Origin of the sequence: Marinobacter santoriniensis NKSG1 (assembly GCF_000347775.1) — a bacterium.
In the GTDB taxonomy this organism is placed as follows: domain Bacteria; phylum Pseudomonadota; class Gammaproteobacteria; order Pseudomonadales; family Oleiphilaceae; genus Marinobacter; species Marinobacter santoriniensis.
This window is the reverse complement of sequence record NZ_APAT01000016.1, coordinates 38,932-63,993: the sequence shown is the minus strand read 5'-3', so window position 1 is coordinate 63,993 and position 25,062 is coordinate 38,932. Positions and strand designations below refer to the sequence as shown.

General features: G+C 56.8%; 18 protein-coding genes and 1 tRNA gene. 5 read left to right on the top strand and 14 right to left on the bottom strand.

Annotated elements, in window-relative coordinates; translation table 11 throughout:
- Positions 1-12: 12 nt before the first annotated feature.
- Together MSNKSG1_RS11395 and MSNKSG1_RS18725 are read left to right on the top strand one after the other, a co-directional pair.
- Complete coding sequence (locus MSNKSG1_RS11395; RefSeq protein WP_008939423.1) at positions 13-2,136, top strand: bifunctional DedA family/phosphatase PAP2 family protein; 2,124 nt, start codon at positions 13-15, stop codon at positions 2,134-2,136.
- 326 nt (positions 2,137-2,462) lie between these two features.
- Entirely contained in the window at positions 2,463-6,080 is a 3,618-nt protein-coding gene (locus MSNKSG1_RS18725) for an EAL domain-containing protein (protein ID WP_152638767.1), read from the top strand.
- Here MSNKSG1_RS18725 and MSNKSG1_RS11385 read toward each other — a convergent pair.
- From MSNKSG1_RS11385 to MSNKSG1_RS11365, 5 genes are all read right to left on the bottom strand, one after another.
- On the bottom strand, positions 6,067-7,734 hold the full coding sequence (locus MSNKSG1_RS11385; RefSeq protein WP_008939421.1) for a methyl-accepting chemotaxis protein: 1,668 nt from the start codon (positions 7,732-7,734) through the stop codon (positions 6,067-6,069). The two genes, MSNKSG1_RS18725 and MSNKSG1_RS11385, sit on opposite strands and share 14 nt — an antisense overlap.
- 82 nt (positions 7,735-7,816) lie before the next feature.
- Positions 7,817-9,121, bottom strand: a complete 1,305-nt coding sequence (locus MSNKSG1_RS11380; RefSeq protein WP_008939420.1) for a TRAP transporter large permease — start codon at positions 9,119-9,121, stop codon at positions 7,817-7,819.
- A complete protein-coding gene (locus MSNKSG1_RS11375; RefSeq protein WP_008939419.1) occupies positions 9,111-9,608 on the bottom strand; it encodes a TRAP transporter small permease in 498 nt (165 codons plus the stop codon). The genes MSNKSG1_RS11380 and MSNKSG1_RS11375 overlap by 11 nt, the downstream gene beginning before the upstream one ends.
- Before the next feature lie 79 nt (positions 9,609-9,687).
- On the bottom strand, positions 9,688-10,698 hold the full coding sequence (locus MSNKSG1_RS11370; RefSeq protein ID WP_008939418.1) for a DctP family TRAP transporter solute-binding subunit: 1,011 nt from the start codon (positions 10,696-10,698) through the stop codon (positions 9,688-9,690).
- Positions 10,699-10,819: 121 nt separating this feature from the next.
- The gene (locus tag MSNKSG1_RS11365; RefSeq protein WP_008939417.1) at positions 10,820-11,560 is read right to left on the bottom strand and encodes an NYN domain-containing protein; all 741 of its coding nucleotides are present in this window, start codon (positions 11,558-11,560) and stop codon (positions 10,820-10,822) included.
- A 175-nt stretch (positions 11,561-11,735) separates the two neighbouring features.
- Here MSNKSG1_RS11365 and MSNKSG1_RS11360 point away from each other — a divergent pair, with 175 nt between their 5' ends.
- Positions 11,736-12,428 (top strand): SDR family oxidoreductase, encoded by a 693-nt coding sequence (locus tag MSNKSG1_RS11360; protein ID WP_008939416.1) that lies wholly within the window; start codon positions 11,736-11,738, stop codon positions 12,426-12,428.
- A 296-nt stretch (positions 12,429-12,724) separates the two neighbouring features.
- Here the strand turns inward: MSNKSG1_RS11360 and MSNKSG1_RS11355 are convergent, their stop codons facing one another.
- The 9 genes from MSNKSG1_RS11355 to MSNKSG1_RS11315 all read right to left on the bottom strand — a co-directional run bounded on the left by MSNKSG1_RS11355 (position 12,725) and on the right by MSNKSG1_RS11315 (position 23,681).
- Entirely contained in the window at positions 12,725-13,252 is a 528-nt protein-coding gene (locus tag MSNKSG1_RS11355) for a hypothetical protein (protein WP_008939415.1), read from the bottom strand.
- Positions 13,252-13,953: a DUF3800 domain-containing protein gene (locus MSNKSG1_RS11350; RefSeq protein WP_008939414.1), complete on the bottom strand. Its 702-nt coding sequence runs from the start codon at positions 13,951-13,953 to the stop codon at positions 13,252-13,254. The genes MSNKSG1_RS11355 and MSNKSG1_RS11350 overlap by 1 nt, the downstream gene beginning before the upstream one ends.
- Positions 13,950-15,716: a restriction endonuclease subunit S gene (locus tag MSNKSG1_RS11345; protein ID WP_008939413.1), complete on the bottom strand. Its 1,767-nt coding sequence runs from the start codon at positions 15,714-15,716 to the stop codon at positions 13,950-13,952. The genes MSNKSG1_RS11350 and MSNKSG1_RS11345 overlap by 4 nt, the downstream gene beginning before the upstream one ends.
- A complete protein-coding gene (locus MSNKSG1_RS11340; RefSeq protein ID WP_008939412.1) occupies positions 15,713-17,209 on the bottom strand; it encodes a type I restriction-modification system subunit M in 1,497 nt (498 codons plus the stop codon). The genes MSNKSG1_RS11345 and MSNKSG1_RS11340 overlap by 4 nt, the downstream gene beginning before the upstream one ends.
- Before the next feature lie 50 nt (positions 17,210-17,259).
- Positions 17,260-19,692: an EcoAI/FtnUII family type I restriction enzme subunit R gene (hsdR, locus tag MSNKSG1_RS11335; RefSeq protein WP_008939411.1), complete on the bottom strand. Its 2,433-nt coding sequence runs from the start codon at positions 19,690-19,692 to the stop codon at positions 17,260-17,262.
- A gap of 208 nt (positions 19,693-19,900) precedes the next feature.
- A tRNA-Phe gene (locus MSNKSG1_RS11330) sits at positions 19,901-19,976 on the bottom strand.
- Positions 19,977-20,095: 119 nt separating this feature from the next.
- On the bottom strand, positions 20,096-20,368 hold the full coding sequence (locus MSNKSG1_RS11325; RefSeq protein ID WP_008939410.1) for an oxidative damage protection protein: 273 nt from the start codon (positions 20,366-20,368) through the stop codon (positions 20,096-20,098).
- A gap of 65 nt (positions 20,369-20,433) precedes the next feature.
- Entirely contained in the window at positions 20,434-21,498 is a 1,065-nt protein-coding gene (mutY, locus tag MSNKSG1_RS11320) for an A/G-specific adenine glycosylase (RefSeq protein ID WP_008939409.1), read from the bottom strand.
- Positions 21,498-23,681: an AsmA family protein gene (locus MSNKSG1_RS11315; RefSeq protein WP_008939408.1), complete on the bottom strand. Its 2,184-nt coding sequence runs from the start codon at positions 23,679-23,681 to the stop codon at positions 21,498-21,500. Before MSNKSG1_RS11315 ends, mutY begins: the two co-directional genes overlap by 1 nt.
- A 207-nt stretch (positions 23,682-23,888) precedes the next feature.
- Between MSNKSG1_RS11315 and MSNKSG1_RS11310 the strand changes: the two genes are divergently transcribed.
- Both MSNKSG1_RS11310 and hisB read left to right on the top strand, forming a co-directional pair.
- Positions 23,889-24,350 carry an SRPBCC family protein gene (locus MSNKSG1_RS11310; RefSeq protein ID WP_008939407.1) on the top strand — a complete coding sequence of 154 codons (462 nt, stop codon included), beginning with the start codon at positions 23,889-23,891 and terminating at the stop codon, positions 24,348-24,350.
- 107 nt (positions 24,351-24,457) lie between these two features.
- Complete coding sequence (gene hisB / locus MSNKSG1_RS11305) at positions 24,458-25,051, top strand: imidazoleglycerol-phosphate dehydratase HisB (protein WP_008939406.1); 594 nt, start codon at positions 24,458-24,460, stop codon at positions 25,049-25,051.
- The last annotated feature ends 11 nt before the right edge of the window (positions 25,052-25,062 follow it).

The following is a 25,062-nucleotide window of genomic DNA, read 5'->3' as shown; positions in this document are numbered from 1 at the left end:
GCAGGGTAACTCATGGAACACCTTACTCAGACAGTTCTGGCGCTGGTGCGTGATACCGGAGTCCTGGGTTACTGGATTGCATTGTTTGCCGCGTTTGCCGAGACCGTGCTGGTCGTTGGCCTTCTGATACCTGGGTCGAGCTTTTTGCTTCTGATGGGGATTCTGGCCGGGCAGGGTGTGTTGGACCTGGGTGACCTGTTGATTTTTGCCGCGGTGGGCGCTGTGCTTGGCGACAACATCAATTATTATCTCGGCAGGAAATACGGCTACCGGTGGCTGAGCCAGAAGCGGTGGTTTCTCAAGCCGGAATATCTGTCCAGGGCCGAGGGCTTTTTTGATCGCCACGGTGGCAAGAGTGTTCTGCTCGGGCGTTTTGTCCCCTCCGTCAAAGAGTTGATGCCGTTTATTGCCGGCATGGCGAAAATGGGGCGGTTGCCGTTTTTTGTCTGGAACCTGCTGGGCGCTATTGGCTGGGCGATACAGTGGATCCTGCCCGGCTACGTGTTTTCTCAGTCTCTGGCCCTTGCCCATGCGTGGCTGTCGCGGTTGGGGCTCCTGCTATTCCTGTGCGTTACTCTCATTGTCCTGCTTTATCTGCTGCGGTGGCTTTTAATTCGGTATGGTCCGGGCGCGACGCAGCTCACTGTCTCGGTGACCAGGTCGATATTGGCAGCCATTCGGAATAATTCCGAGGTTGCCGCCTGGAGCCAGCGTCATCTGCGATTCATCCGGTTCCTCGAGAGGCGAGGGGATAGAACCCGGCTGAGTGGATTGCCGATGACGCTGATAGGCCTGGCGATGCTGTATGTGCTTCTGCTGTTCGGAGGACTGGTTGAGGACCTCCTGACCAGAGAGGCCATTGTGGCGGCCGATGCCCGCATTGATAGCCTGATTGCGAGCTTTCGGACTGGCACCCTCAATCACGTTTTCTACGGAATCACCACTCTCGGTAATCCCTGGGTCGTGGTGGCAGGCCTCTCGCTCAGTATTGCGGTTCTCTGTCGTTTGCGGCAAACCCGGTTCGTCCTGCCGATGGTCGTCTCCGTGGTCGGTTCGGAAGGACTGGTGTTCCTGAGCAAGCTCGCGTTTCACCGGCCAAGGCCGGACCAGGCATTGCTGGAACCTGGTGGTTATTCCTTTCCCAGTGGCCATGCCGCCATCAGCCTGGCCTTCTACGGGTTTTTGTTTTTTATTGCGATGCACGCAACGGGGAAGTGGCGGAGACGGGTTAATTTGCTATTCGGAGCGGCTGTCCTGGCGCTTTCCATCGGGTTCAGTCGGTTGTATCTGGGCGTCCACTATCTCAGTGATGTGCTGGCAGGATATCTTCTGGGTGGGCTGGGCCTCCTCGTCGGCAGCGCGATGGTGTTCGGTGACTGGCAGGGCTTTCGTTTCATGTCTCCGCGGCCGGGAGTGAGGCGGTTGTGGGCGACACTGAGTATTTTTCTTCTCGCAGGCGCCTGGTTCACTGCTTTTCTGAGCCTGAATGTCCAACCACCTCTGTTCTCGGATGCGAACACGAAGGCTGCGGTGACTGAGCAATACGATGGCCCGCAACAACTTTTTTCCGTAGCGGACGATCGTTATGCCTTGTCAGTTACCGGGGTGCGAAAAGCACCCATCAATGTGCTTTTCATGGCAACGCCCTCTGCACTGAAAAGCTGTTTGCAGGCAACGGGATGGCATCAAGTGGACGAAACGAACTGGCACACGGTACTTGGTGCTTATCGGGATGTTCTGATCAATCGTGGTAATCCGGACGCACCGATGTCGCCATGGTTCTGGAATGACCAGACTCCTTTTCAGGAGTGGTCGAAGCCCGAGGCGCCTGATCGAGTGTTTGATCGGCAGTTCTTGCGGATCTGGAGGACCTCATTCAGGGCGGGGGCAGAAACAGGCGTATTCGTGGCGTCAACAGGTCGCGAGCATTTGTCCAAGTGGCATCTCGTTCCTCAGGTGGAGGCATCGTTCGACACGTCGAGAAGCCGGTTGCTGGATCAGCTCTCGAAAGTTGGCAACCTTGAAGCATCGGAACAGTTCAGTCTGCCCGGGGGCCAAAGTGAATCCGGGGCGGGGTTGCTTTATGAAGGTGGACGCAGCGTCATTCGCTTGAGGGAATGCCGCCAGCATCCTTAAGGGTGCAGCCTATGTAAACAAAGACATGAGTAGCCCGACAAAAAACCAAAGGATCAGCGTCGAGTAGATCCAGCTGTCCCCGGATGGCAGTTGAAGCTGGATCGACAGGCCCAGTATCAATAGTAGGGATATTTCCAGAACACGAGTCATAGGCACTTGGCAATCGGAGTCAACACCCAAAGTTCCGGCTGTGGCTACCAAAAAAGGCAGGCCCGATTTTGCACCCTGAAATATGTAATCAGGGCTTTAAAAGTAATCTTTTGTAAAAGCATACTCTTGCTGACGTCTGTTCACAAAACTGCTGTTGAACCGTTTCACGCTTTACGGTGATATTCACCCTTGAAAGGCTTTGTTTTGGTCTATTCAAGGTTAGTCTTCACTTCGTCAATTCTCCATTCTGGTTTTCTTCCATGTTACAGACGCCCAGTGATTTCAGGCTGCAGGCCGCTTTACTGATACTTTGTATATGCTCTATTTGCATTGGTCTGCTCAGTTTTACTGTCGGAACGCTCGCCGTTCCTGGCATCCCCGAGCGTCTGATAGTGACACCCTCCGTTGCTCCTGTGGTTATGGTGGGCGGGTTTGCCCTCCTTGCTTTGGCCTATGAGCGCAAAAAGTCACGAATTCTGGCTGGCGGCGTTTTAGCGACCATCGGCAGTTACGGTGTGCTCTGTCACCTTGGGGGTTTTGGTACTGTCAGCGGCAAGTTGCGGGATGTCCATCTGTTCCTTGCGCTGACTCCATCTCTGGCTGTTTTGGTAATGGCTGTCGTGTGTTTCACCGGTTTGCGCAGCCGTGGCGGTAGGCGAATCGGGATTGTGGCGGGTTGCACCGGGGTGATGGCCGGGATAACGGTTCTTCTGCGATATGTGCAGCAAGATTCTAACGACCTTGTCGATGAGCTTGTTGGTGGTGTCTCCGAGATGGCCGGCGTGCTGTGCCTGGCCTTTGGCGGAATGCTGCTGACGCTGGTCCATCGACAGAGGACGATTCGACTACGCCCTCAACGCCAGACCTTTCTGGTTGGCAGCTTGGGAGTCGTTGGTACGTTCCTGTTGTTTCTGATGGCGAACTGGGGGGTTCACATGGACCGTCATCAAAGTGCCCAGTTAATGCTCAAACACTACGCGAGTACTCTGGAGCACGGCCTCCATTCGCATGTTCAGTTGTTGGAACGCGCGGCAGAGAGGCTTTTGTCCTTGCACTCTGGCTCCCAGGGCAACTCTCTCCAGGGACAGGCCCAAACCTACTTTCAGGATACACCGGCACTCAATGCCCTCGCGATCCTTACGGCCGGAGGCGGTATCCTCTGGCAGAGTGCCAAAACGGAAAGGGATTTGCGATGGGTTACCGAGCACGGCATCAGGCCAGAAGTGTTGTCAGGGTTATCGGAGGCTGGGAGGGACCCTCTGCGGAAGAATTGGTTTTTTCCCGACGCCGAAAACCCTCTCAGTGCTCTGGTTTTTGTCACCGTTGGAAACCGTAGCCACGATTATTTTGTGGCTTCCCTGAATCTTCAGGCGTTACTGGATTACGAGGTCCCGGATAGAGACGCTCAATTCAGTGTCATGATTCTGCCTCCCGGGCACTCCGCAATGAGCGTCTCCGATGCGGGAGCGTCCGGTGTTCCGGAAATATTCGAGTCTGAGAAAATTAACCTCGGGCGTGGTGAGGGCCTGACTCTGGTTGCACGAGCAGGGCCTCCTGACCTTTTATCATTCCAGGGCTTCTTTCCCATCGTTCTGCTGGGCTTTGGCCTTGTCATGAGTTATCTGCTGATCATGGGGCGAAGCCTCCTGGGGGCCTACAGGGCGCAAGCCAGAGAACTGAGCGTGGCGGAGCAGCAATTTCGATCTTTGTTCTCACAGTCTCCCGATGCGGTTTTTGCCGTGGATGAACGCGGGTACTACCGGTCCCTGAATTCAATGGCAGAGCGTATCGTGAAACTGGGGATCGATGATGTGGGCACCACCCATTTCCGCGATGTCCTGGATGCCGGCCAGATGAGTCAGCAGGATCGGGAGCGTTTCGAGAGTGCCTTCCGGAACGCTGCGTCCGGACAGACCCAGTCTTTTGAGATCAGTTTCACCTCTCCCGACGGCTCTGAATCGCGAGACTATGAGGCGGATATGTTGCCGGTGCTCGTGGATGGAACGGTATCCGGTGTTTTTATTATCGGAAAGGACATCACCGAGCGGCTGAAGGCCCAGGACAGCGAGCGGATATTGAAGCGAAGCCTGGAATCGAGCGATACCGGCGTTATCGTCGTGGACCATCGAACCGCAGATTTACCCGTGGTATTTGTGAATCCGGCATTTTGCCAGATGACGGGTTACTCGGAATCCGAACTGCTTGGTGCCACCGTCAAGTTGCTGGCGGGGCCGGAGACCGACAGAAAGGATATTGAGCTGATTGACCGTGCCACACAGGCGGGGCAGCCGCTCAGTTTAACGATGAAAAGCTATCGAAAAGATGGCACCCCTTTCTGGAATCAGGTTTCTCTCGCACCGGTGACAGACGATCACCGAGAAGTGACTCACTACACCGCCATCACGCGGGATATCTCGGAAAGAAAAGAGCAGGAGGGGCGTCTCGCCTACCAGGCAACGCACGATGCGTTGACCGGATTGGGGAATCGTGCACTTTTCGAAGATCGCCTTGAACACGATTTTTCATTAGCCAAGCGCTACGGGAAGCTGCTCGCCGTGCTGTTCATCGATCTCGATGAATTCAAGCCGATCAACGATACGTTGGGCCACAAAATAGGGGATCAACTTCTGATCAGCGTCGCTGTCAGGCTCAAGCGTATTCTCAGGCCGACAGACACCCTCGTTCGATTCGGCGGCGATGAATTTGTCCTTGTGTTGCCGAACCTCGGCCACGCCCGTGAAGCTGAAGAGGTTGCAGAACGGATCCTGGGGGAGTTGAGCAAGCCCCATGTGGTTGGGCGCCACGAGCTTCATGTTTCTGCAAGTATTGGTATCAGCTTGCTGGCAGACGGCATGGAGTATTCAGAGAGACTTCTGCAGCAAGCGGACATGGCGATGTACAAGGCCAAGCAACAGGGGCGGGATACCTATGAGGTCTACTCGCCTGACCTCGACGATTCGCTGTCAAAGCGGGTTGTGCTAAGAAATGACCTACAGGAAGCTCTTAAAACCAACCAGCTTTTTGTGCACTACCAGCCTCAGGTTAACCTGCACGGGATCCTTTGTGGGCTGGAGGCCCTGGTTCGATGGAAACATCCGACAAAAGGGTACATATCCCCCGCGGAGTTTATTCCTGTTGCGGAAGAAACTGGCCAGATCATACAGATCGGGAAGTGGGTTACGGCGCAGGCATGTAAAGATGCTCGCTATCTCGTGGAGCGGGGTCTGCTCAAGGGCCGAATGGCGGTTAACTTGTCGCCGATGCAGTTTCATCGTCCGAACTTCCTCACAACCGTGCAGGAAATTCTGGAGGAGACCGGTCTAAGCTCAGAGTTTCTCGAGTTGGAGCTCACCGAAGGGATTCTCATGAAGGATACGGAGAGCGCTATCCGTATCTTGAATGCTCTTGCTGATCTTGGAATTGCGACTGCAATTGATGACTTTGGAACTGGTTTCTCCAGCTTTGGCTATCTGCGGGATCTGCCCGTAGACAAGATCAAGATTGATCGGAGTTTTGTCAGCCAGATTGCGACCAGCGAAAAGGACGCCGCGGTCTGCAAGGGGGTGATCAGCCTTACTCGGGACATGGGGTTGAAGGTTTTGGCAGAGGGTGTTGAAACCAAAGAGCAGGCCACGATCCTCAGCGATTATGGCTGTGCGGTCTTCCAGGGCTATTACTTTGCCAAGCCGATGGCGTTGAAGGAATTGACGTTCTGGTTGACCGATGCTCGGGATGAGGACCGCGACCTGGGGGCGCAGGGCGCCCCCCTCGGCTCGACTATCAAAGGGTTCTGAATCGCTCGACGAGTCGCGCCAGAGCCTCCGAGTTCGCCAGCAGTGTCTCGGCGGAAACGTGGCTTTCCCGGCCTTTTTCACTGGTTTCTTTCGACTTGTCGGAGATGGTCACCAGACGCTGCGTGATGTCCTCGCAGACACTGGTTTGCTCTTCAGATGCGGACGCGACCTGTTCATTCATCTGGTTGATCTGGCCAATGGCGTCCACGACACGTTCTATGGCTTCAACCGCTTCGCTGTTGGCGCTGAGCGCCTTGCCACTGCGCTCGGTGGAGGTGCGAATGGACTGGACGGCTGCGCTCGCCTTCTGGGTCAACTCGGAAATCGTGTTGGCGATTTCCTCGGTGCTGCTCTGGGTTTTCTGGGCAAGATTCCGGACTTCGTCCGCGACGACAGAGAAGCCCCTGCCATGTTCGCCCGCCCGGGCCGCTTCGATGGCCGCGTTGAGCGCCAGCAGGTTGGTCTGTTCGGCAATGGCGTTGATGACCTGGATAACGGTGTTGATGGATTCGACGCCTTTCCCTAACTCCTCCACCTCGAAAGCCGAAGCGCCAATGTCGTTGTTCAGAGCGTTCATCTCGGCTGCCGCGTTGGAGATGACTTCCTTGGACCGGGTGGTTTCCTGTGACGCTTCGGAAGCAGAGCTGGCAGCGCTGGCCGCACTGGCAGAGATTTCGCTCGCCGCTGAGGTCATCTCGGTCACGGCCGTGGCAACCTGATCGGTTTCGGCATCCTGTTCGTTGACCAGCGTTGAGAGATCCGTGGTGTGCCGGGTGATGGTCTCGGCGTTCTGGTGCGTGAGCTCGGAATTTTTCTTCACATCCCGGATCAGGTCGGCAAGGGTGTTGATGAACGTGTTGATGTGATCGGCCAGCTGGCCAAGTTCATACCGATCGTTGACCGTCACCCGGGCGGTCAGATCCGCATCGCCGGTGGAAAGCTCCCGCACGGAATCGGAAATGCGTTTTATCGGCCGGCTGATGGTCAGGCTGATCATGAACCCGATAATGCCCGCGAGTATGACACCCGCAATCGAAATCAGGGTGAATGTGGTCTGGCTGCTCTCCAGGGTTTCCTGGCCTGCCGTCGACAGATCACCCAGTACACCGGCGACATCATCCAGATAGAACCCGGTGCCCAGCATCACGCCCCAGCGGTCCAGGTAAATAGAATACGACTCCTTCGGGGATGGCTCGGAAGCCCCTGGCTTCGGGAACCAGTAGGTGTAGTAACCATCGCCGTTCTTCGCCGCGTCAATCAGGCCGCGAACCAGGTAGTTGCCGCGCTTGTCCTGAAGATCCCAGAAGTTCTCGCCCATGCCTTTATCCGACTGGCCCAGCAACACCCGCTTTCCGGAATCGGTGTAGCCAAAGATGTACCCGCTGTCGCCGAACTTCAGGTTTCGCAGAATCGGCAGGGCCTCCTCCAGCGTACCCCCATTCTCGTAGATGTGCTTGATGGAGGAATAGGCCATATCCATCAGGTCTTTGAGCTCGGCACGCTTGATATCGGTGACGCTGGTCTTCACGGTGGCCATTTCGCTATCGACCAGTTCCTGAGTCTGGAACCTGACGGTGAAGAAAATGGCGACGGCAAGCAGGATGACGGGTAGCAGCGCCAGGATGAACAATCGGTTGCGGATGGATATGGGCATTGGTTTCCTCAGTTTCCGGTATCTGATCTCAGGTTTATCGGCGGAAACCGGGTTCCCTTGAACGTATCTCTTCCTGACGTATTCAGCGGGCGCCCACCACATACCCCAGGGACTCCGGAAGCCACAGCGCTATTCCGGGAAACAGCATGACCAGAAGCAGGCTGACCAGCATGGCGGCAATGAACACCAGTGACCAGCCGATGGTGTGTTCCAGGCGGATGTTTGCAACCCGGGTCGTTACCATCAGGTTCACGGCCACCGGTGGAGTGAATTGTCCGATGGCGATGTTCATTGCCAGCAGAATCCCGAACCAGATCGGGTTCCAGCCAAAGTGGTTCATCATCGGAAGCACAATGGGGATCAATATCAGATAGATCGAAATGGCATCCAGGAGCATGCCGGCAATCAATACCAGGATCATTACCAGTCCGAGCAGCACCCAGCCGTTATCAGACAACGACAACAGGGCATCGGCCAGGTGCCCGAAGGTGCCCAGTGTGGTGCCGGCCCAGGCGAAAATGCCCGCCAGAGCGATAATGAACATCACCACGCCGGAGGTGAGGGCGGCTTCGTTCATCAGTTGCCAGAGATCTCGCAGGCTCAGGTTCCTGTATACGAGGCAGCCCACCACCAAACCATACGCGACGGCGACGACGGCCGCCTCGGTGGGGGTGAAAAGGCCGGAGCGCAGGCCGCCCAGTATGATCACAGGCGCAAAAAGTGCCGGAATTGCCGCCCGGAAGCTTGGCCAGAAGGATGGCCGGTCGACGACTGCCGGATCTTCCCAGCGGTATTTACGGGCAAAAAACAGGGCCGGAATCAGCAGAGACAAACCCGCCAGAATGCCCGGGAACAGACCGGCGGCGAACAGCGCCCGAAGATCCACGCCAGGAACCACAATGGAGTACAGGATAAGGGCGATAGACGGTGGGATCAGGATGGCGGTTGACGAAGACGCCGCAATCAGGGAAGCGGAGAACGGCTTGGGATAGCCGGCTCGTTGCATGCTTGGCAGCATCACCATCGCCACCGCGGCCGCATCCGCTGGTCCGGAGCCACTCATGCCGCCCATAATCAGACACACCAGCACCGCGACCACCGTGAGACCACCATGGCGCGGGCCGATAATGGCCTGGGCAAACCGGACCAGGCTGGCCGCCACCCCCGCTCGCTCAAAGATCAGGCCTGTGAGGATAAACAGCGGAATGGCAATCAACGGATACTTCGCCACGCTGTTGTAGGTGTTGGTGCCAAACGTGCCGAGCATGGCGGGCGGCAAGCCTGCGACAATGCCAACCAGGCCTCCAAAGCCCAGGGCCATGGCTACGGGTACGCCGATCAGCAGTGCAAAAAGAAACGTGCCGATCATCAGCCAGTCAGGACTCATGGATGACCTCCGGGCCGGACTTGCCGCGCAGACGATCAACAAGATTCTGTGTGAGGCGAATGAGAATGGCCAGCGACAGCAGCGGTAGCCAGATAACATAGATCCAGTTGGGCAACCCCAGGCCTGGTGACAGCGACTCCCACTGGTATTCCTGCCAGGCAAAGGTGCTTCCGTACCAGACCATGACCCCCAGCACGGTAACTCCTGCTGCCCATTGCAGAACATAGATCAACTTGCACAGAGTCGGTGGGAGTCGATGTTCGATCAGCTCAATCCGGATGTGCTGATTATGTCGTGCGGCCGCAGCGGCCCCGCCAAAGGTGAGAAGAACCAGGCAAAATACGGAGAATTCCTCGGTGAACGCAAACGAGGCGTCCGTGGCGTAGCGGACAATGACATTGCCAAGGCTGATCACGCAGATGGCCGCAAGGGCTAGGGTGGCCAGCCAGGATTCCGGCTGGAACTTACGGGGGCGGCGCGACGGCATCACAACTCCGTTGTATCAGGGAGCGCCCGCCGGCTGGCGGGCGCTGGAAGGGCCGGGTTCGCTAGCCCCGGCTGAGCTATTACTGGTCGCGATTGCTGACTGCTTCCTGGGCCTGCTTGACCAGGTCCTCGCCGATGCGGGGCGTCCATTTCTCGTAAACGGACTGGGTCGCTTTGACGAAGGCATCGTGCTGGGACTGAGTCAGTTCGGTCACTTCTACGCCGCGCTCTTCGATGGCTGCGAGAGTATCGTCCAGTTCTGCCCGGGACTTCTTGATCTCCCACTGGCCGGCATCAATCGCTGCCTGCTTCAGCAGTGCTTGGTCTTCCGGGCTGAACTGGTTCCAGACCTGATTGCTCACTGCAAACACCAGCGGGTCCGCCATGTAGTGCCAGAGTGTCAGGTGGGTTTGGCCAACCTGGTCGATCCGCGCCACGTCAAACACCGAAAGTGGGTTCTCCTGACCGTCCACCGCACCGGTTGTCAGTGCTGGCTTGGCGTCTGCCCAGCTCATCTGTGTGGGGTTGGCGCCCAGGGTGGTAAAGGTGTCCTGAAACAGTGGCGAGCCGACCACGCGGATCTTCAGCCCGTCAAGATCTGAAGGTTCCTGAATGGTGCGCTTGGAGTTGGAGAGCTCCCGGAAACCGTTTTCGCCCCAGGCCAGTGGCGTTACGCCACGCTTTTCAATGGCGGCGAAAACGGCTTTACCGGCCTCACCCTGGGTGATGGCGTCCAGGGCAGCGTAGTCCGGCATGAGGAAGGGCAGGGAAAACAGGTTTAGCTCCGGCACCTGGGGCGACCAGTTAATCGTGGAACCTACCGCCATATCGATCAGGCCTGAACGCATGGCCGAAAACTCCTTGGTCTGGTCGCCGGCCACCAGCTGGGAGTTGCTGTAGATCTTCATGTTGATGCGACCGTCGGATCGCTCCTTCACGAGTTCGACCCATTTGTCCGCCGCCTGTCCCCAGGGAAACGCCGAAGGCAGCACTGTGGAGACCGTATATTCATCCTTGTACTGAGCCTGGGAGGCGGTGCTGAACAGAACCGTAGCTGCGACAGCAGCCAGCACAGAGCAACGTTTTAACATGTTGTTTTCCTTTTTATTGACGTGGTCAGAGTGACGCTAAGCCGGCGGAAAAGCCCGTTGATCGATTATAGAAACGCGGTCGGAGCTATGCAAAACATGAGGAAATTAACGATCCGGAGCGTCAGGGGCTCTTGATGTAGAGAACGCTTTTGTCACGGGTGCTGATTTCGAACAGTTCGCTGGCGCGGATCAGATCGCTCAACTTCTTGTAGCCGTAGTTCACTGGCGAAAACGAACTGTTGTTGGAAATATACTGACCAACCCGGCCCAGGTGGGCCCAGCCGTCGTCATCCGCGGTTTGTTCGACGGCCGTTCGAAGAGTCCGAACGAGTACGGAGTCTCCCCGAAGCTGATTTCGATCCCATCTGGATTTCGGGGTTGGTTTTGGGCCGCCACCATTGCTTGGGCTGGACTCTTCTTCGGCATCTTCCCGCAGGTTCTCGGTGTAGATGAACTGGGAGCACGCATTCACGAAGGGCAATGGGGTCTTGCGCTCGCCAAAACCGAAGACGGGAAGGCCTGCTTCCAGTATCCGCATGACGAGCGGTGTGAAATCGCTGTCGCTGGTCATCAGCGCAAAGGCATCGACGTTGCCGCTGTACAGGAGATCCATGGCATCAATGATCATGGACGCGTCGGTGGCATTCTTGCCAGTGGTGTAGGCGAACTGTTGAACCGGGCGAATGGCATTGGCATGGAGCTTTTCGATCCAGCCGCCCAGTTGCGGCCCGTTCCAGTTGCCGTGGGCATGCCGAACATTCACCGCGCCGTATTTGGCCAGTTCCTGCAGCACGCCTTCGATGGATTGGTGGCTGACGTTGTCGCAGTCGATCAGGAGTGCGATCTTATAGTTGGTGTTCATCGTCCTTGAATGTTCCTGTTGTTGGATTGGTTTTATGGAGGATAACCGGTCTTTCACTCTAACCTGCATGTTCTATGACAACCAGAAGCAGTCTCGATTTGATGACGGACAGGTCCGGGAACATACTGAATTCGTAACCCGGTTACCGACTCGCTGATAGAAGGAGACAAGCCTTATGGCAGATACACCCGTTATGCTGATTACCGGTGCGTCCTCGGGTATTGGCGCAGAAACCGCACGCGCTGCTGCAAAGCAGGGCTACCGACTGGTGCTGGCCGCCCGCTCAGAGGACAAGCTGACAGGGCTCCAGAAAGAGCTGGGTGGCCCGGAGAGTGTGTTGACCGTCCAGTGTGATGTTCAGAATGGCGAGGACCAGAAGCGGATGGTCAGCCAGGCGCTGGAGACCTTCGGCCGGATTGATGCCGTCTTTGCCAATGCCGGTCGTGGTGGTGAACCCGGCGGATTCAGCGGAGCCGATCCGGACGTCTGGAAAGACATGATCCTAACCAACATTCTGGGGGTTGGACTGACCATTCAGCACTGTCTGCCGGCACTGCGGGAGAGCAGGGGGCACCTCTTGCTGACCGGCTCGGCCGCCGGTCGAACCACCATTCCCGGTTCCATGTACAGTGCCACCAAGTGGGCCGTATCCGCCATTGGCTACGGTGTTCGGGAAGAGCTTCGTGGATCGGGCATCCGCGTAACGCTGATTGAGCCCGGCATGGTCGACACCCCGTTCTTCGACAAACCGCCCGCCCATGCCCTGAAGCCGGAAGATATTGCCAATGCGGTGATGTATGCCGTGGTGCAGCCAGCTCATGTGGATGTGAACGAGATTCTGGTGAGGCCGACACCGGCTGTTGAGTAGGTATGGCTGCTTGAAGGAGAAGCTGATTCGGGCCGCCTCTTGATGACTCTCGGCTCAGATTATAATGTTTCGGCTAACACGCCCCCTGCCTCTTGGCTCCGTCAGGCGCTTACGCGGGGGTTCTTTTTGTTTGTGCCATCGCACGTTATTACGAATCGGTATAGAGCTTCTATTGCTTGAGAAGCCGAGGATGGCTAATATCCTTTTCAGGTCGGAAACGGCCGGTTGATCCTTTACCCAAGGTTTTGGATCGTGGCAGCGCCTCAGTCGCCGATAAGACTGGGGCTTTTCTTTTTCTAATCCCCCTGTTTTTTCGCCCCGACTTTCGTCTCCACCAGAAAGCTCGTCCGCTTGATTTGTTCCATGTAGCTCTGGTCTGCAGGGAACGCCGTCACAAATTGGTGCGGTTTGCCCTTTTCTTTGGGGTCATCGAATACAACCACATACCGCTCTTCCACTACCACAAGCGTTCGCCTTTTGGCCTGCCGCCCCCGGTCAGTATTCCTCGTTTGAGCATACCGCTGGATAGTACCGGCACTGAGATTCAAGACCTCTTTAATCCACAGGATTCGCCTCAGACGTTTACGAGACCAGCCGTTGTCGTGGATGCCAGAACTTGTGCGATAGTTTTTCGATTCCGAGAAGGCATGGTTGAACGCTCTTTCCGAGAATTGATAACAACAGCCTGCCCAGTCTGTGAATACCCTACGTTCTCCGTTTTCGTCCCAAACGTAGGTTTCGAGATATACCCGCCGATACTTGGCTATGAGTTCTTTTTCGGTATTTGCTTTCAGGCGAAGCTGTGGCCACAGTGACTCGCACATCAGACACGGCCCTGCCAGTCAAAGACATTGAATTTCTTCTCGCCCTTAGTTGTACCTCTGGCCAGTGAAGCTCGGCCAAGCCCGGCCTCAAGCCTGCGCAGGAAAGCAATTTTGGCTTCGCTGGCACCTTCCGCTTTGTCCCGCTCATTCCATACGTAGCCCACGGCACCAATCAGCAAGTCAGCCAGTTGCACCATGGGCTGATTATCAGACCATACCGGTTCGAGACTCAGAACATGGGCGCGACCGGAAAGCTTTCGGGTAAGAACGGTTTTCAGGTCTTGGAATCGATTGCTTGCAGCGTTTTGCTGCCAGTCGAGGTACAGGCGGTACTCGTGGAATGGTTCGAGCCAATGCACCAACATCTGGTAGTAGAGTTTGTAGAAGCCCAGCTCCGGACTACCGTCGTTGTAGCGCTCATGGTCGAGATTGTGGCGGTCAACCACAATGCAACGGAAGTTCAGAAATGGCGTATCCAGGAAAATATCCAGAAGCTCATCGTAGAACCGGGCACGATTTGGCGAAAGGCGCTTCCAGCCAAGCTCTCCGTGGGCGTTATGCAGGGCTTGCAGGCTGTGTATCCGATGCACCAGTGCCCTTTTTTCGTCCCTTGGGCACTGCAGGGCACCTATAACAGCGTAGCGGTCGCCTCTGTCAGAGGTGTGGCGGCTTTCATCACAATAGATGTTGAAAACGGTCATTCCTTCAGAGCTCCTTCCACGACGGCCTCGGCCAGCTGGCAGCGGGTTTCACCGGCCTGATTCAGGCGTTCCTTGAGTTGGTCGCAGAGGACCATGAGTTCATCGACTTTTTGGACGATGCGGTGTTGTTCGCCTAGCGGCGGGAGTGGGACAGCAAGCGCCTGAATTTGCGCACGGGAGACATTCTTCATGGAGCTGCTTGTCCCTCCCGCGACCGAAAGATAGTAGCTCCGTGCAAAAGGGCTATTGTTGAAAAGGTTTATATACAAAGGCTCAATCTGATCGCTGAAAACGAAGCGGATTATCTTGTCACTCATCATCAACTTTGCGGGGGCCCCTTTGGGCACGACGACCGAACGCGCAACCAGCTCTGATGTATTGGCCCGTGAAATCAGAAAGTCAGAGGGGTGCACCTCGTACTCTCGCCTGGGTGTAAGGTTGGATGGCAGCTCTTTGTTCTCGCTTGGGCGGAATTCTCCCCAAGTAACCGCGCTGACCTTTAAGACTGCCCAGCCCTGATTCTCTCGTGGGACATCGTGACATTTCGGGCTCCAGCCTGCCTCGGAATGAAGCGCGAGACTTCCCAGCCTGACCCATTGCCAAGAATCTGGTATTCCGAAGAATTTATCACTGTCCGAAATTTCAGGAGTGGGCTTTGGCTTTTTGATAAGCCCTTGTTTTACCAGCGATGCGATTTCCTGATCGATGTTGGTCAGCAAGCTCTCGGTTGGCTCATCCCCCACATTCTGCTCCACCAACCGCCCCATCACCGCCAACTGCAGAATCGTCTGCTTGAGCTTGCCGATGCTCTGTTCGGTGGTGAACAGGGTGTCGAAGTGGGCGGCGAGGCGGGCCCAGCTGTCGGCCAGTTCGGTGGCGTTTTCGGATTGGGTGAGGGTGCCGAGCAGGGTGTCCACGAGGGTTTCGTGGGCTTCGAGCTGGTCGCTGGTTTGCTGTTCCAGCCGGTCGCAGAGGTCCATGAGTTCATCGACTTTTTGGACGATGCGGTGTTGCTCTTCCAGCGGAGGAACCGGCACTAGGCCCGAGAAAAACTGTTTGTCGTTAATAGCTGGGTAAGCGATGCCAGTCTGCACAGATTCAACGTATCTCACGAACGCCGGGCTTCGAAGATAGTGAAGGTAAAAACGTGCAGGCATTCCAGCGAGCGGGTGGAGGATAGCGAATGCTGTACTGGCGATTGGCTCAGGCTCGATTTTGCTCTCGATTACAGCGATATTCTGGAGGTAGGGGCGAACGGTTGAGTATATAAGTGTCCCTTCACTCACGATTTTTCTTGCTCGAGATGGGGCTTCTTCAGCCGAGAGAATGCTGGGCTGAGTGATTTCACCTCGAAGGCTATCGACAGAGGCGACATCAATGTAGCTAAAGTCGTCTTTTGGCGTTTTCTGCCCCCAGTCCCGTCCAACATCCTCCAGCTGACTCCATTCCCAGCTAGAAGGCAAATTAAAGGGTTTGGTCATTTCTGTTAGTTCGGGGAGCTTCCTTCGCTTTTTAATCTTGCCCTGCTTTATCAAGTGAAGTTTTTCAGCTCTGACGCGTTCAAGGAGTTTGCTTGCAGGCTCGTCTGTTGGGTTCTGTTCAAGAAGCTTTCCCCGCACTGCCAACTCGAGAATCAACTCCCGAAGCTTCTTAACCCCAGTCAGCTCAGTTTTGCCATTACTTCCCCGCCCACTGCTTGGCTTTTTCGTGACCGCCCCGGTCCACAAATCCAGATGCTCGGTAATCAGCTCCCGCGCGCTCACGCCGCACCTCCGTCGGTACTATCATCGCTGTTGTGGGAGAGCGCATCGGCCAGGATATCCCGCAGCTGGTGGCGGATTTCCTGGATTTCGGCCTGTTGCTGTTCGTACTTCGCCAGAAGCTCGTCCGGGTCGTGGCTGACTTGTTCGCCTTCGTGGGGGTTCTTGATGTCCAGGTTGTAGTTGCGGGCCTTGATGTCGTCGATGGACACTTTCCAGGCCTGCTCGGTTTCTTCGCGGCTGGAGAAGCCGTCCGCCTCGGTGCCCCACCAGTCGATTTCGGTCTGGAACTCGGAGAACTTCATGGGTTTGGTTTTGCTGTAGCTTTTGTAGCCTTCCGGGTAGCGGTGTTCGTAGTACCACACGGTTTCGGTGGGCTTGCCCTTGGTGAAGAACAGCAGGTTGGTCTTGATGCCGGTGTAGGGGTTAAACACGCCGTTGGGCAGGCGCACGATGGTGTGTAGGTTGCACTCTTCCAGCAGCTTTTCCTTCAAGCGGGTTTTCATGCCCTCGCCGAACAGGAAGCCGTCCGGCAGCACCACGGCAGCGCGGCCATCGTCTCGAAGCAGGTGGATGAACAGGGTCATGAACAGGTCGGCGGTTTCCCGGGTGCGGAAGGCGCTGGGGAAGTTGGTTTCAATGCCGTCTTCTTCCATGCCGCCGAACGGCGGGTTGGCCACGATAACGTCTACCCGTTCTTTCGGGCCCCAGCTGATGAGCGGGCGGGCCAGAGTGTTGTCGTGCTTAATCTGGTCGGGCACCTCGATGCCATGCAGAATCATGTTGGTGGTGGCCAGCAGGTGCGGCAGGGGCTTTTTCTCAACGCCGTGAATGGTCTTCTGCAGGGTTTGTTCGTCTTGTGGAGTGCTGACGTAGTGCTTGCGCTTGTGCTCGATGGTGCAGGTGAGGAAACCGCCGGTGCCGCAGGCCGGGTCCATCACTTTTTCGTCCAGCTTCGGATCTACCCGGTTGACCATGAATTGGGTCACCGCCCGAGGGGTGTAGAACTCACCGGCGTTTCCGGCGCTCTGCAGGTCCTTGAGGATTTGCTCATACATATCGCCCAGCTCGTGGCGCTCGCCGGATTTGTTGAAGTCGATGCCGTCCTGCAGTTTGTTGATGACCTGGCGCATGAGCTGGCCGGACTTCATGTAGTTGTAGGCATCCTCGAATACGTTGCGGATGACCACACCCCGGTAGTCGTCACCGGCCGGCTCCAGGTTCTGCAGGCCGGGGAACAGGGTGTTGTCGATGAAGTTTTTGAGCTCGTCGCCTGTCATGCCTTCCGGGTCGACCGCCCAGTTACGCCACCGCAGGTTTTCTGGAATCGGCGATTTGTAGTCGTCGTAGAACAGCTCCCATTCCTGCTCACGGTCGTCGAAGATTTTCATGAACAGCATCCAGACCAACTGGCCGATGCGCTGGGCATCGCCGTCTACGCCAACGTCTTTGCGCATGATGTCTTGGATGGATTTGATTGTGGTGCTTATCGACATGGGTGTGAAAGTCCGTAATTTTGACAGAAGTATTTAGGGGGTTAGAAATCTTAAGGAACCCGCTTGTAGAGCGCTTCTTCGAGCTCTTTGACGGCTTCTGTGTAGCCTGGCTTTCCGCCGAATGCATTGAGCAATTCCATGGGTGCCCCAATCTCACTGAAAGGGGCCAGGGTAAGCACTTTTACGTCTTCGACGGGCTCTATGCCTGAATCAGTGTATTTATCCAGTAAAGCACTCAGGACCTCTCTGCTGGCGCCTTCGTATTTACTGAAGTAGTTATTCTTGCGCACCCGTTCAGCCCGCTCTTTCCGGCTGAGAGGTGGTTGGTCAAAGACGATGTGGCATATTACGTCAAAGGGATCTGGTTCCGCGCCCAGCTTTTTGCTGACATCCTTGATGAGGTCGTCCCAGATCACGCCTTGCTCGGTCAGCTCTTCGATGATGGCTTGTTTGCGGTCGGCCTGGTTCCAGTGCTTGAGGAAGTCTGAGAGGGTGGCGTACTGCTCTTTCACCTTCTTGCGAGTGAAGTCCTTCAGGCTCTCGGTGATGAGTTTTCCGTCCGGGCCTAGGTACTGGACTCGTTCGGCGATTACGGTCACTTCAACATTGTCTACAACGTAACGGGTTCGGCCGCCGCCGGTTCCGCCGGCTTCACCTGGGCCACCAGCGTCTCCGCCTTTCGGGTCGTCGGTATCCCAGCCCGCTTCGGGATCTGCTTCATAGCCCCCAGGCTCTTCACCGCATCCGTGCTCCGGCTCGGGAGTCTCCGGTGCATCTTCGTCGTCAGGGTTAACGGGGTCTCCGGCTCCGGGTTCATAGACTTTTACTGGGTCGCCATCGAACGCTGGGTCTGCAAATAGCTCTGTAGCCTTTTTGAAGTCCAGAATGGTGAACCAGTGCTTGTTGTAGTCGTCGTTGATGCGGGTGCCACGTCCAATAATCTGCTTGAACTCGGTCATGGACTGGATGCGCTGGTCCAGCACAATGAGCTTGCAGGTCTGAGCGTCTACCCCGGTGGTCATGAGTTTGCTGGTGGTGGCGATAACGGGATATCGCTCTTCCGGATTGATAAAGTTGTCCAGCTCAGCCTTGCCTTCCTGTTCGTCACCGGTAATGCGCATCACATACTTGCGATTCTCTTTCACCCGCGTCGGGTTCAGGTTTACCAGCGCCTGGCGCATGCGCTCGGCGTGGTCGATGTCTTCGCAGAACACGATGGTTTTCTGGTGCGGGTCGGTTTGTGAAAGAAACTCAGTGATCTTTTGCGCCACGACTTCTGTTCGCTTTTCCAGAATCAGGGTGCGGTCGAAGTCCTTCTGGTTGTATATGCGGTCATCGATGAGCTCGCCGTGCTTGTCAGTCTGGCCCTTGCTGGGGCGCCAGCCCTGCAGGTCACGGTCGAGGTCGATGCGCACGACTTTGTAGGGGGCCAGGAAGCCGTCTTCTATGCCTTGCTTCAGGGAATAGGTGTAAACCGGCTCTCCGAAGTAGTCGATGTTGGAGACTTCCTTGGTTTCCTTCGGAGTAGCGGTCAGGCCGATGTGGGTGGCCGCTGAGAAGTATTCCAGAATCTGGCGCCAGGCGGAGTCTACAGAGGCGCTACCGCGGTGGCACTCATCGATAACCACCAGGTCGAAGAAGTCTGGAGAGAACTGTCTGTAGATGTTCTGCTCGTCCTCGCTGCCGGTGACGGCCTGGTACAGCGAAAGGTAAATCTCGTAGGACGGGTCTACCGTTCGGTTGGTGACCTTGGTCATGGCCTGACCGAAGGGTTTGAAATCGTTGTTTTTGGTCTGGTCTACCAGAATGTTGCGGTCGGCCAGGAAAAGGATGCGTTTCTTCTGCTTCGACTTCCAAAGGCGCCAGATTATCTGGAAAGCGGTAAAGGTTTTGCCGGTGCCAGTGGCCATGACCAACAAGATACGGTTCTGCCCGCGTGCCACAGCCTCTACGGTGCGGTTGATAGCGACGGTCTGGTAATAGCGGGGTGTTCGGCCACTGCCGTCATCGTAGTAGGGCTGTTCGACCGTTTGCCGGGCGTTCTGGTGGATGCCTTTGTGCTGGCAGTAGAGCTCCCAGAGTGTTTCTGGGGTAGGGAATTCGTCCAGGCTCAGGGTAGTTTCTGTCTGGCCGAAGAGCCCGGTGCGGTCGTGGAACAGAAAGCCGTCGCCGTTACTGCTGAACACGAAAGGGGCGTCCAGGGCATCGCTATAAGCCAATGCCTGCTGCATGCCATCGCCCAGGCTGTGGTTGTTGTCCTTGGCCTCGATAATGGCAATGGGCATGTTCTTCTTGTAGCTGAGAACGTAGTCCGCCCGGCGACGTTTGCCACGGGTGTGCAGCCTGCCACGCACAATGATGCGCCCAGCGGTGAACGAGACTTCTTCCCGCACCTGGCTGTGCATGTCCCACCTTGCGTTCTGCAGGGCCGGGTTGATGAACTTGGTGCAGATGTCCCGCTCTGTGAGATGTTTCTTGTCCATGCGCTCGCCGCCGTTACTTCCGTTATGCAACTATCTGGTTTTGCGTGATTTTGTGGCTTCAGGTTAGCCCATACGGACAGGTTTAAGAAGGTCTGGTCACATTGAGTCTTGATAGTGCGACGGATGCTGTCGCAGGGGGAGGGCATTCGTTGAGGGAAGTCAGAAACAACAAAGCCCGCACAAGGGCGGGCTTTGTCAGAATTCTTGATGGTGCCCGGAGGCGGAATCGAACCACCGACACGGGGATTTTCAATCCCCTGCTCTACCAACTGAGCTATCCGGGCGTGTTGCGGTACTGCGCTGCAACGGGGCGCTATTAAACCGGTTTCGATGTTTTGAGTCAAGGCTGGCTGGCAAAAAATTCGGAAACTTTTCGGTGTTGATCAGACCTTGACCAACCCTTTCATTTTTCGGGCGGAACGTAGCCTTCGGCCTTGTCGAATGGCTCGTTGTTGAAGAAACGTTCCATCTGCGCCTGCAGGTATTTCCGGTTGTTCGGGTCCATCAGGCTCAGGTGCTTTTCGTTGATCAGCATGGTTTGCTGATTCTGCCACTCTTCCCAGGCCTGGCGTGACACATTCTCGAAGATGTCCTGGCCTTTTGCGCCGGGCATTGGGGGGAAGTCCAGGCCTTCCATTTCTTTCTGGTATTTGCGACAGAATACGGTGCGGCTCATGTCGGCTCCTGTGTCGATATCGAATCTGGCGTCATGATAACAGATCGGATGGGGCGTCCGTGGGCTCAGAGCAGGGCGGTTTGCTCCGGTTCTGTGATCAGGGACCGTATGGGTGCGGGAAGTCCGAGTGTCAGCGCTTTGTCGCGGAAGAACCAGCGTAATCGGCCCGAATCCGCAACGGTGGCATCGCCGGTGACGGTCAGTCGGGCCGGGCGGATGTGCAGATGGTAGTGGCTGAAGGTATGGCGAAATCCGCTGATCAGTTCCGGCTCGGCGCAGGACAGACCCAGAGTCCGGTCACAGGCCTCCTGGAGTTCGTCGATCCCGTGGGCCGGGTCGATTTCCGGCAGGCTCCAGAGTCCGCCCCAGATACCCGAGGGCGGTCTCCTTTCCAGGAGGATACGGCCCTCGGTGTCCTCCAGTATCAGCATCCAGGTGGTTTTTTCCGGTTTGGCTTTCCTGGGCTTGGATCCCGGGTAGAGCGTTAGTTCATCGCGTTGCCGTGCCAGGCAGTCAGTCTGCAGCGGGCAGTCCCCACAGGCCGGCCTGGTGCGGGTGCAGACCATCGCCCCGAGATCCATGATGGCCTGGGTGTAGTCCCGCACCCGCCCGGTTGGCGTGTGCGCCTCTGCATGCTGCCAGAGCTCTTGCAGGACGGAGGTCTTGCCGGGCCAGCCGGGAACGGCGTGATACCGGGCCAGCACTCGCTTGACGTTGCCATCGAGAATGGCCGCCCGCTTATTGAACGCCTGCGCAATGATGGCAGCCGCCGTCGAACGACCGATGCCGGTCAGGGTTTCCAGGATCTCCTGGTCATCCGGGAACTCGCCGCCGTGTTCCTGAACAACCTGTCTGGCAGCCTTGTGGAGGTTGCGGGCGCGGGCGTAGTAACCCAGGCCCGACCAGTGGCTGAGCACATCGTCTTCCGGTGCTTCGGCGAGATCCCGCACCGTCGGAAAGCGCTGCATGAACGCCTCGAAGTAGGGGATCACGGTGGTCACCTGGGTCTGCTGGAGCATGATCTCCGAGACCCAGACCCGGTAGGCGTTGCGATCGTGGTGCCACGGCAGGTCATGCCTGCCGTGCTGGTCGTACCAGGCCAGGAGTCGGTCGGCGAAGGCGTCGTTCATTATTTGAAGAGGCCCTTCAGTTTGTCCCCCAGCTCGTCCTGGATTTTCTCTTTCACTTTTTCCTCGGCCTTGGTCTTGGCTTTATCCACTTCTTTCTTCACCTTCGCTTTGGCGGCGTTCTCCGCAATCGTTTTCAGCGTATCCCGGAAGCGTGAGCCATCGAATGAGCACAGGCCGCCGGGATTTTCGGAGAAGTTGCCACGACACTCCACGGGGATGACCACGTTTTCAACATACGTGGTTACGCGGCAGGCCGGATCACGGTGAACCTCGCCCACAATGCGCAGGCCGGCCTCGTAATCGAGCTTGGTCTGTTTCAGATCCACCGTGCCGTTGCCCTCCAGCTTCATGCCGGCAAGGGCCGCGACCAGGCTGGTGTTGTTGAGCGTGTTGCCGTTGATCTTCAGGGTACCGCTCATGTCATTGAACGGGGTGGTGCTGCCCCAGTCGGTGGTGGTCAGTTTCTCCTGGTTGACCAGCGCGATGCCCTCGCAGGCCATGTGGGTGAGGTTCATCTTGCGGAATTCGCCCTTGGCCAGGTTGAAGGTGATCTGGCCGTCGGCATTTTCCCTGAGCGCAGACACGCGATTGCCACGGGACGTCGCGTTGATCTTGATGTTGGCGCCTCCGGAAAGCATGTCGACCTCGGCCAGGTCCGTCAGCAGAGGCAGTGTCTGTACGTTCGATACGTCGGAATTGAAGGCCCAGGCCGGATTGTCTTTGCGGGCGTCAATCGTGGCATTGGCATTGAAGCTGCCGTCATAGAGCTTGCCGCTGAACTCGTCGACCTTGACCAGGCCGTTTCTGGCGGTGGTGGACGCCTTGATCTGGTTGATGGTCAGGTTGCTGACGATCAGTTGGCCGAGCCCGAAATTCACGTCCAGGTGAAGCGAACGCATGGTGTCCAGTGGCAGCAAGTCGGATTCCGGGGCCGCAGAGGCTGTCTGGGAACCGCTCTGGCCACCACTCTGTTCACTGGCAGCAGCTTGCCCTTCCTCGCTTTTCGGCGGCAGGTAGCGATCAGCGTTCAGCTTGTCACCATCGAGATTGAAGACGATGCCGGTGTTGGCCAGGGTGTAGCTGCCCGAGCCTGTGAACGATGTATCGTCCAGTTTGAGTGACAGGTTGTTCAGGGCAACCTGGCCGGGCGACCCGCCAATGTCCGTGGAGAATGCGATGGCCTTGAGCACATCCGGGTCGCTGGTCTCGATGGCCGGCTGGCCGAGGTTGTCCAGCAGCTTCTTGAGTGAAAACTCCTTGATGGCGACGCTGCCTTTCAATGCCGGTTTGTCGCCGAATCCCTGAACCTGCAGGTTGGTGTCCAGTGTCAGGTTGGCCAGGCTGGCCGAGAAGTCCGACAGCGATGCGGTTTCTTTCTCCAGGTTGGCGGTTGCGGAACCCGACAGTTTGGCCGTGACCGATTTGCCGCCGAGCGGCTCGCCGCTCATGTCAAAGACGGCATCAAGGCCGGACAGGGCAAAATCGTTGAGGGCCTGGTTGGCGGCAATGCGTGCGCTGATCTTGCCGTCGACAGTCAGCTTCGGTTTGGCAGTCTCGACCTGGAAGCCGATATCGAGCGGGAACGCGGAGCCCAGGGTGATATTGCTGGCGTTGAGGGTGAAATTGCCCAGGGTCACACTCTGGCCGGTTTGCTCGTCACTGTAGTGAACGCGGGCGTTGCTGACTTCCACGCTCTCCACGTTGAAGTTGAGCGGGGTGCCTCCGCCCGCCATCTCCTTGGGCTGGTCGGCGGGTTGTGCCGGCTGTTCCTGCTGGGTAGATTCCGCGGCCGCCGGCTCAGGCATGATTCGGGTCCAGTTACCGCTGCCCTTTTTGTCGACAACCAGGTTGGCATCCAGGCCATTGAGCACGAAGGTATTGACCCGGGGCGACATGCCGATGAGCGACCAGAAGTCCACCTGGGCGATGAGCTGATCAAGCGCAACCAGTCGTTTGCCATCCAGCTGTGCTTCGACATCGTTCAGTTCCAGGCCCAACGGGATGAATGACCAGCCGATATCGCCGTTCAGCTGAAGGTCGAGGTTGGTCTGCTGTTCGACGGCCTGTTCGATCTGGGGTTTGAAGTCATTGGGATTGATCACGGCCATGGCAATGGCAACAGCGGCCACCGCGAGTACGATGAGGGCGACGATCGCAATGAGGAGATAACGCAGCGCTTTCATGTGCAAGGCTTCCTTTTCCGATGAGCGTTGGGTGCTTCGGCGAAGTCCCGGTGCGGATAAAACCAAGGATAACGCAGGGTTAACAAATTAACAGCGCAGCTATATGACAATGTGGTACTGATAGGCCAAAATACACCTCCCGAAACATCTCAGCTTGAGGCCCTGTGCCTCTTGAACGCGCTTTATAAAGATAACAAGGAGTAGGCTGTGGCAATCACCGTGTCGATCGAATTGAACCGGGAACTTGAGCTTCCGGCGGGTTACGACGAGGTTTTCGAGCTGCTGGCGGACGTTCCCCGATCTGCCAGTCATTTCCCGAAGGTACACCAGCTCACGGATCTGGGTGACAACAGTTACCGCTGGGAAATGGAAAAAGTCGGCGTTGACAAGCACGCCATCCAGTCGGTCTACGCGTGCAAGTACTACGCGGACAAAGACGCTGGCAAGATTACCTGGGAGCCGGTCCGTGGTGAAGGCAACGGAGTGGTCAGCGGTTCCTGGACATTGAAGGCCCGTGGCGACAATGCCACTGCGGTGAAGTTCCAGACCAGTGCAGAGCTGACGGTGCCGCTGCCGAGCCTGCTCAAACTGGCGATAAGCCCGGTCATCAAGCACGAGTTCAACAGCCTCGTGGATACCTACATGAACAACCTGAAAAAGGCGTTCTGAACGATCGCAGCCATTGACTCGGTTGCGGGACTCCGGACGTCATAAAAGGTATAATCCGCGGATACATGTTTTTGGCATTTGTGCCGGTTTATGACGACGGAGTCTCCATGGCCGAACGTAAGGCTCGCGTAGAACGCAACACCCTCGAAACACAGATTACCGTCGAGATCGATCTCGACGGCACCGGTCAGTCCCGTTTTGACACGGGCGTTCCCTTCCTCGAGCACATGATGGACCAGATCGCCCGCCATGGTCTGGTGGATCTGAACATCGTGGCGAAGGGTGATCTGCACATCGATGATCACCACACGGTTGAGGACATCGGCATTACCCTGGGCCAGGCCTTCAAACAGGCGGTCGGCGACAAGAAAGGCATTCGCCGTTACGGCCACGCCTACGTGCCGCTCGACGAAGCGCTCTCGCGGGTGGTGATCGACCTGTCCGGCCGGCCGGGCCTGTCGATGGACGTGCCCTATACCCGCGGCGCGGTTGGTGGTTTCGATGTGGACCTGTTCGAAGAGTTCTTTCACGGGTTTGTGAATCACTCCATGGTGACGCTGCACATCGATAACCTGAAAGGCAAGAACACGCACCACCAGATTGAAACCGTGTTCAAGGCCTTTGGCCGTGCCCTGCGCATGGCCATCGAGATGGACGAGCGGATGGCAGGTATCACCCCGTCCACCAAGGGCTCGTTGTAACCGGCTACCGA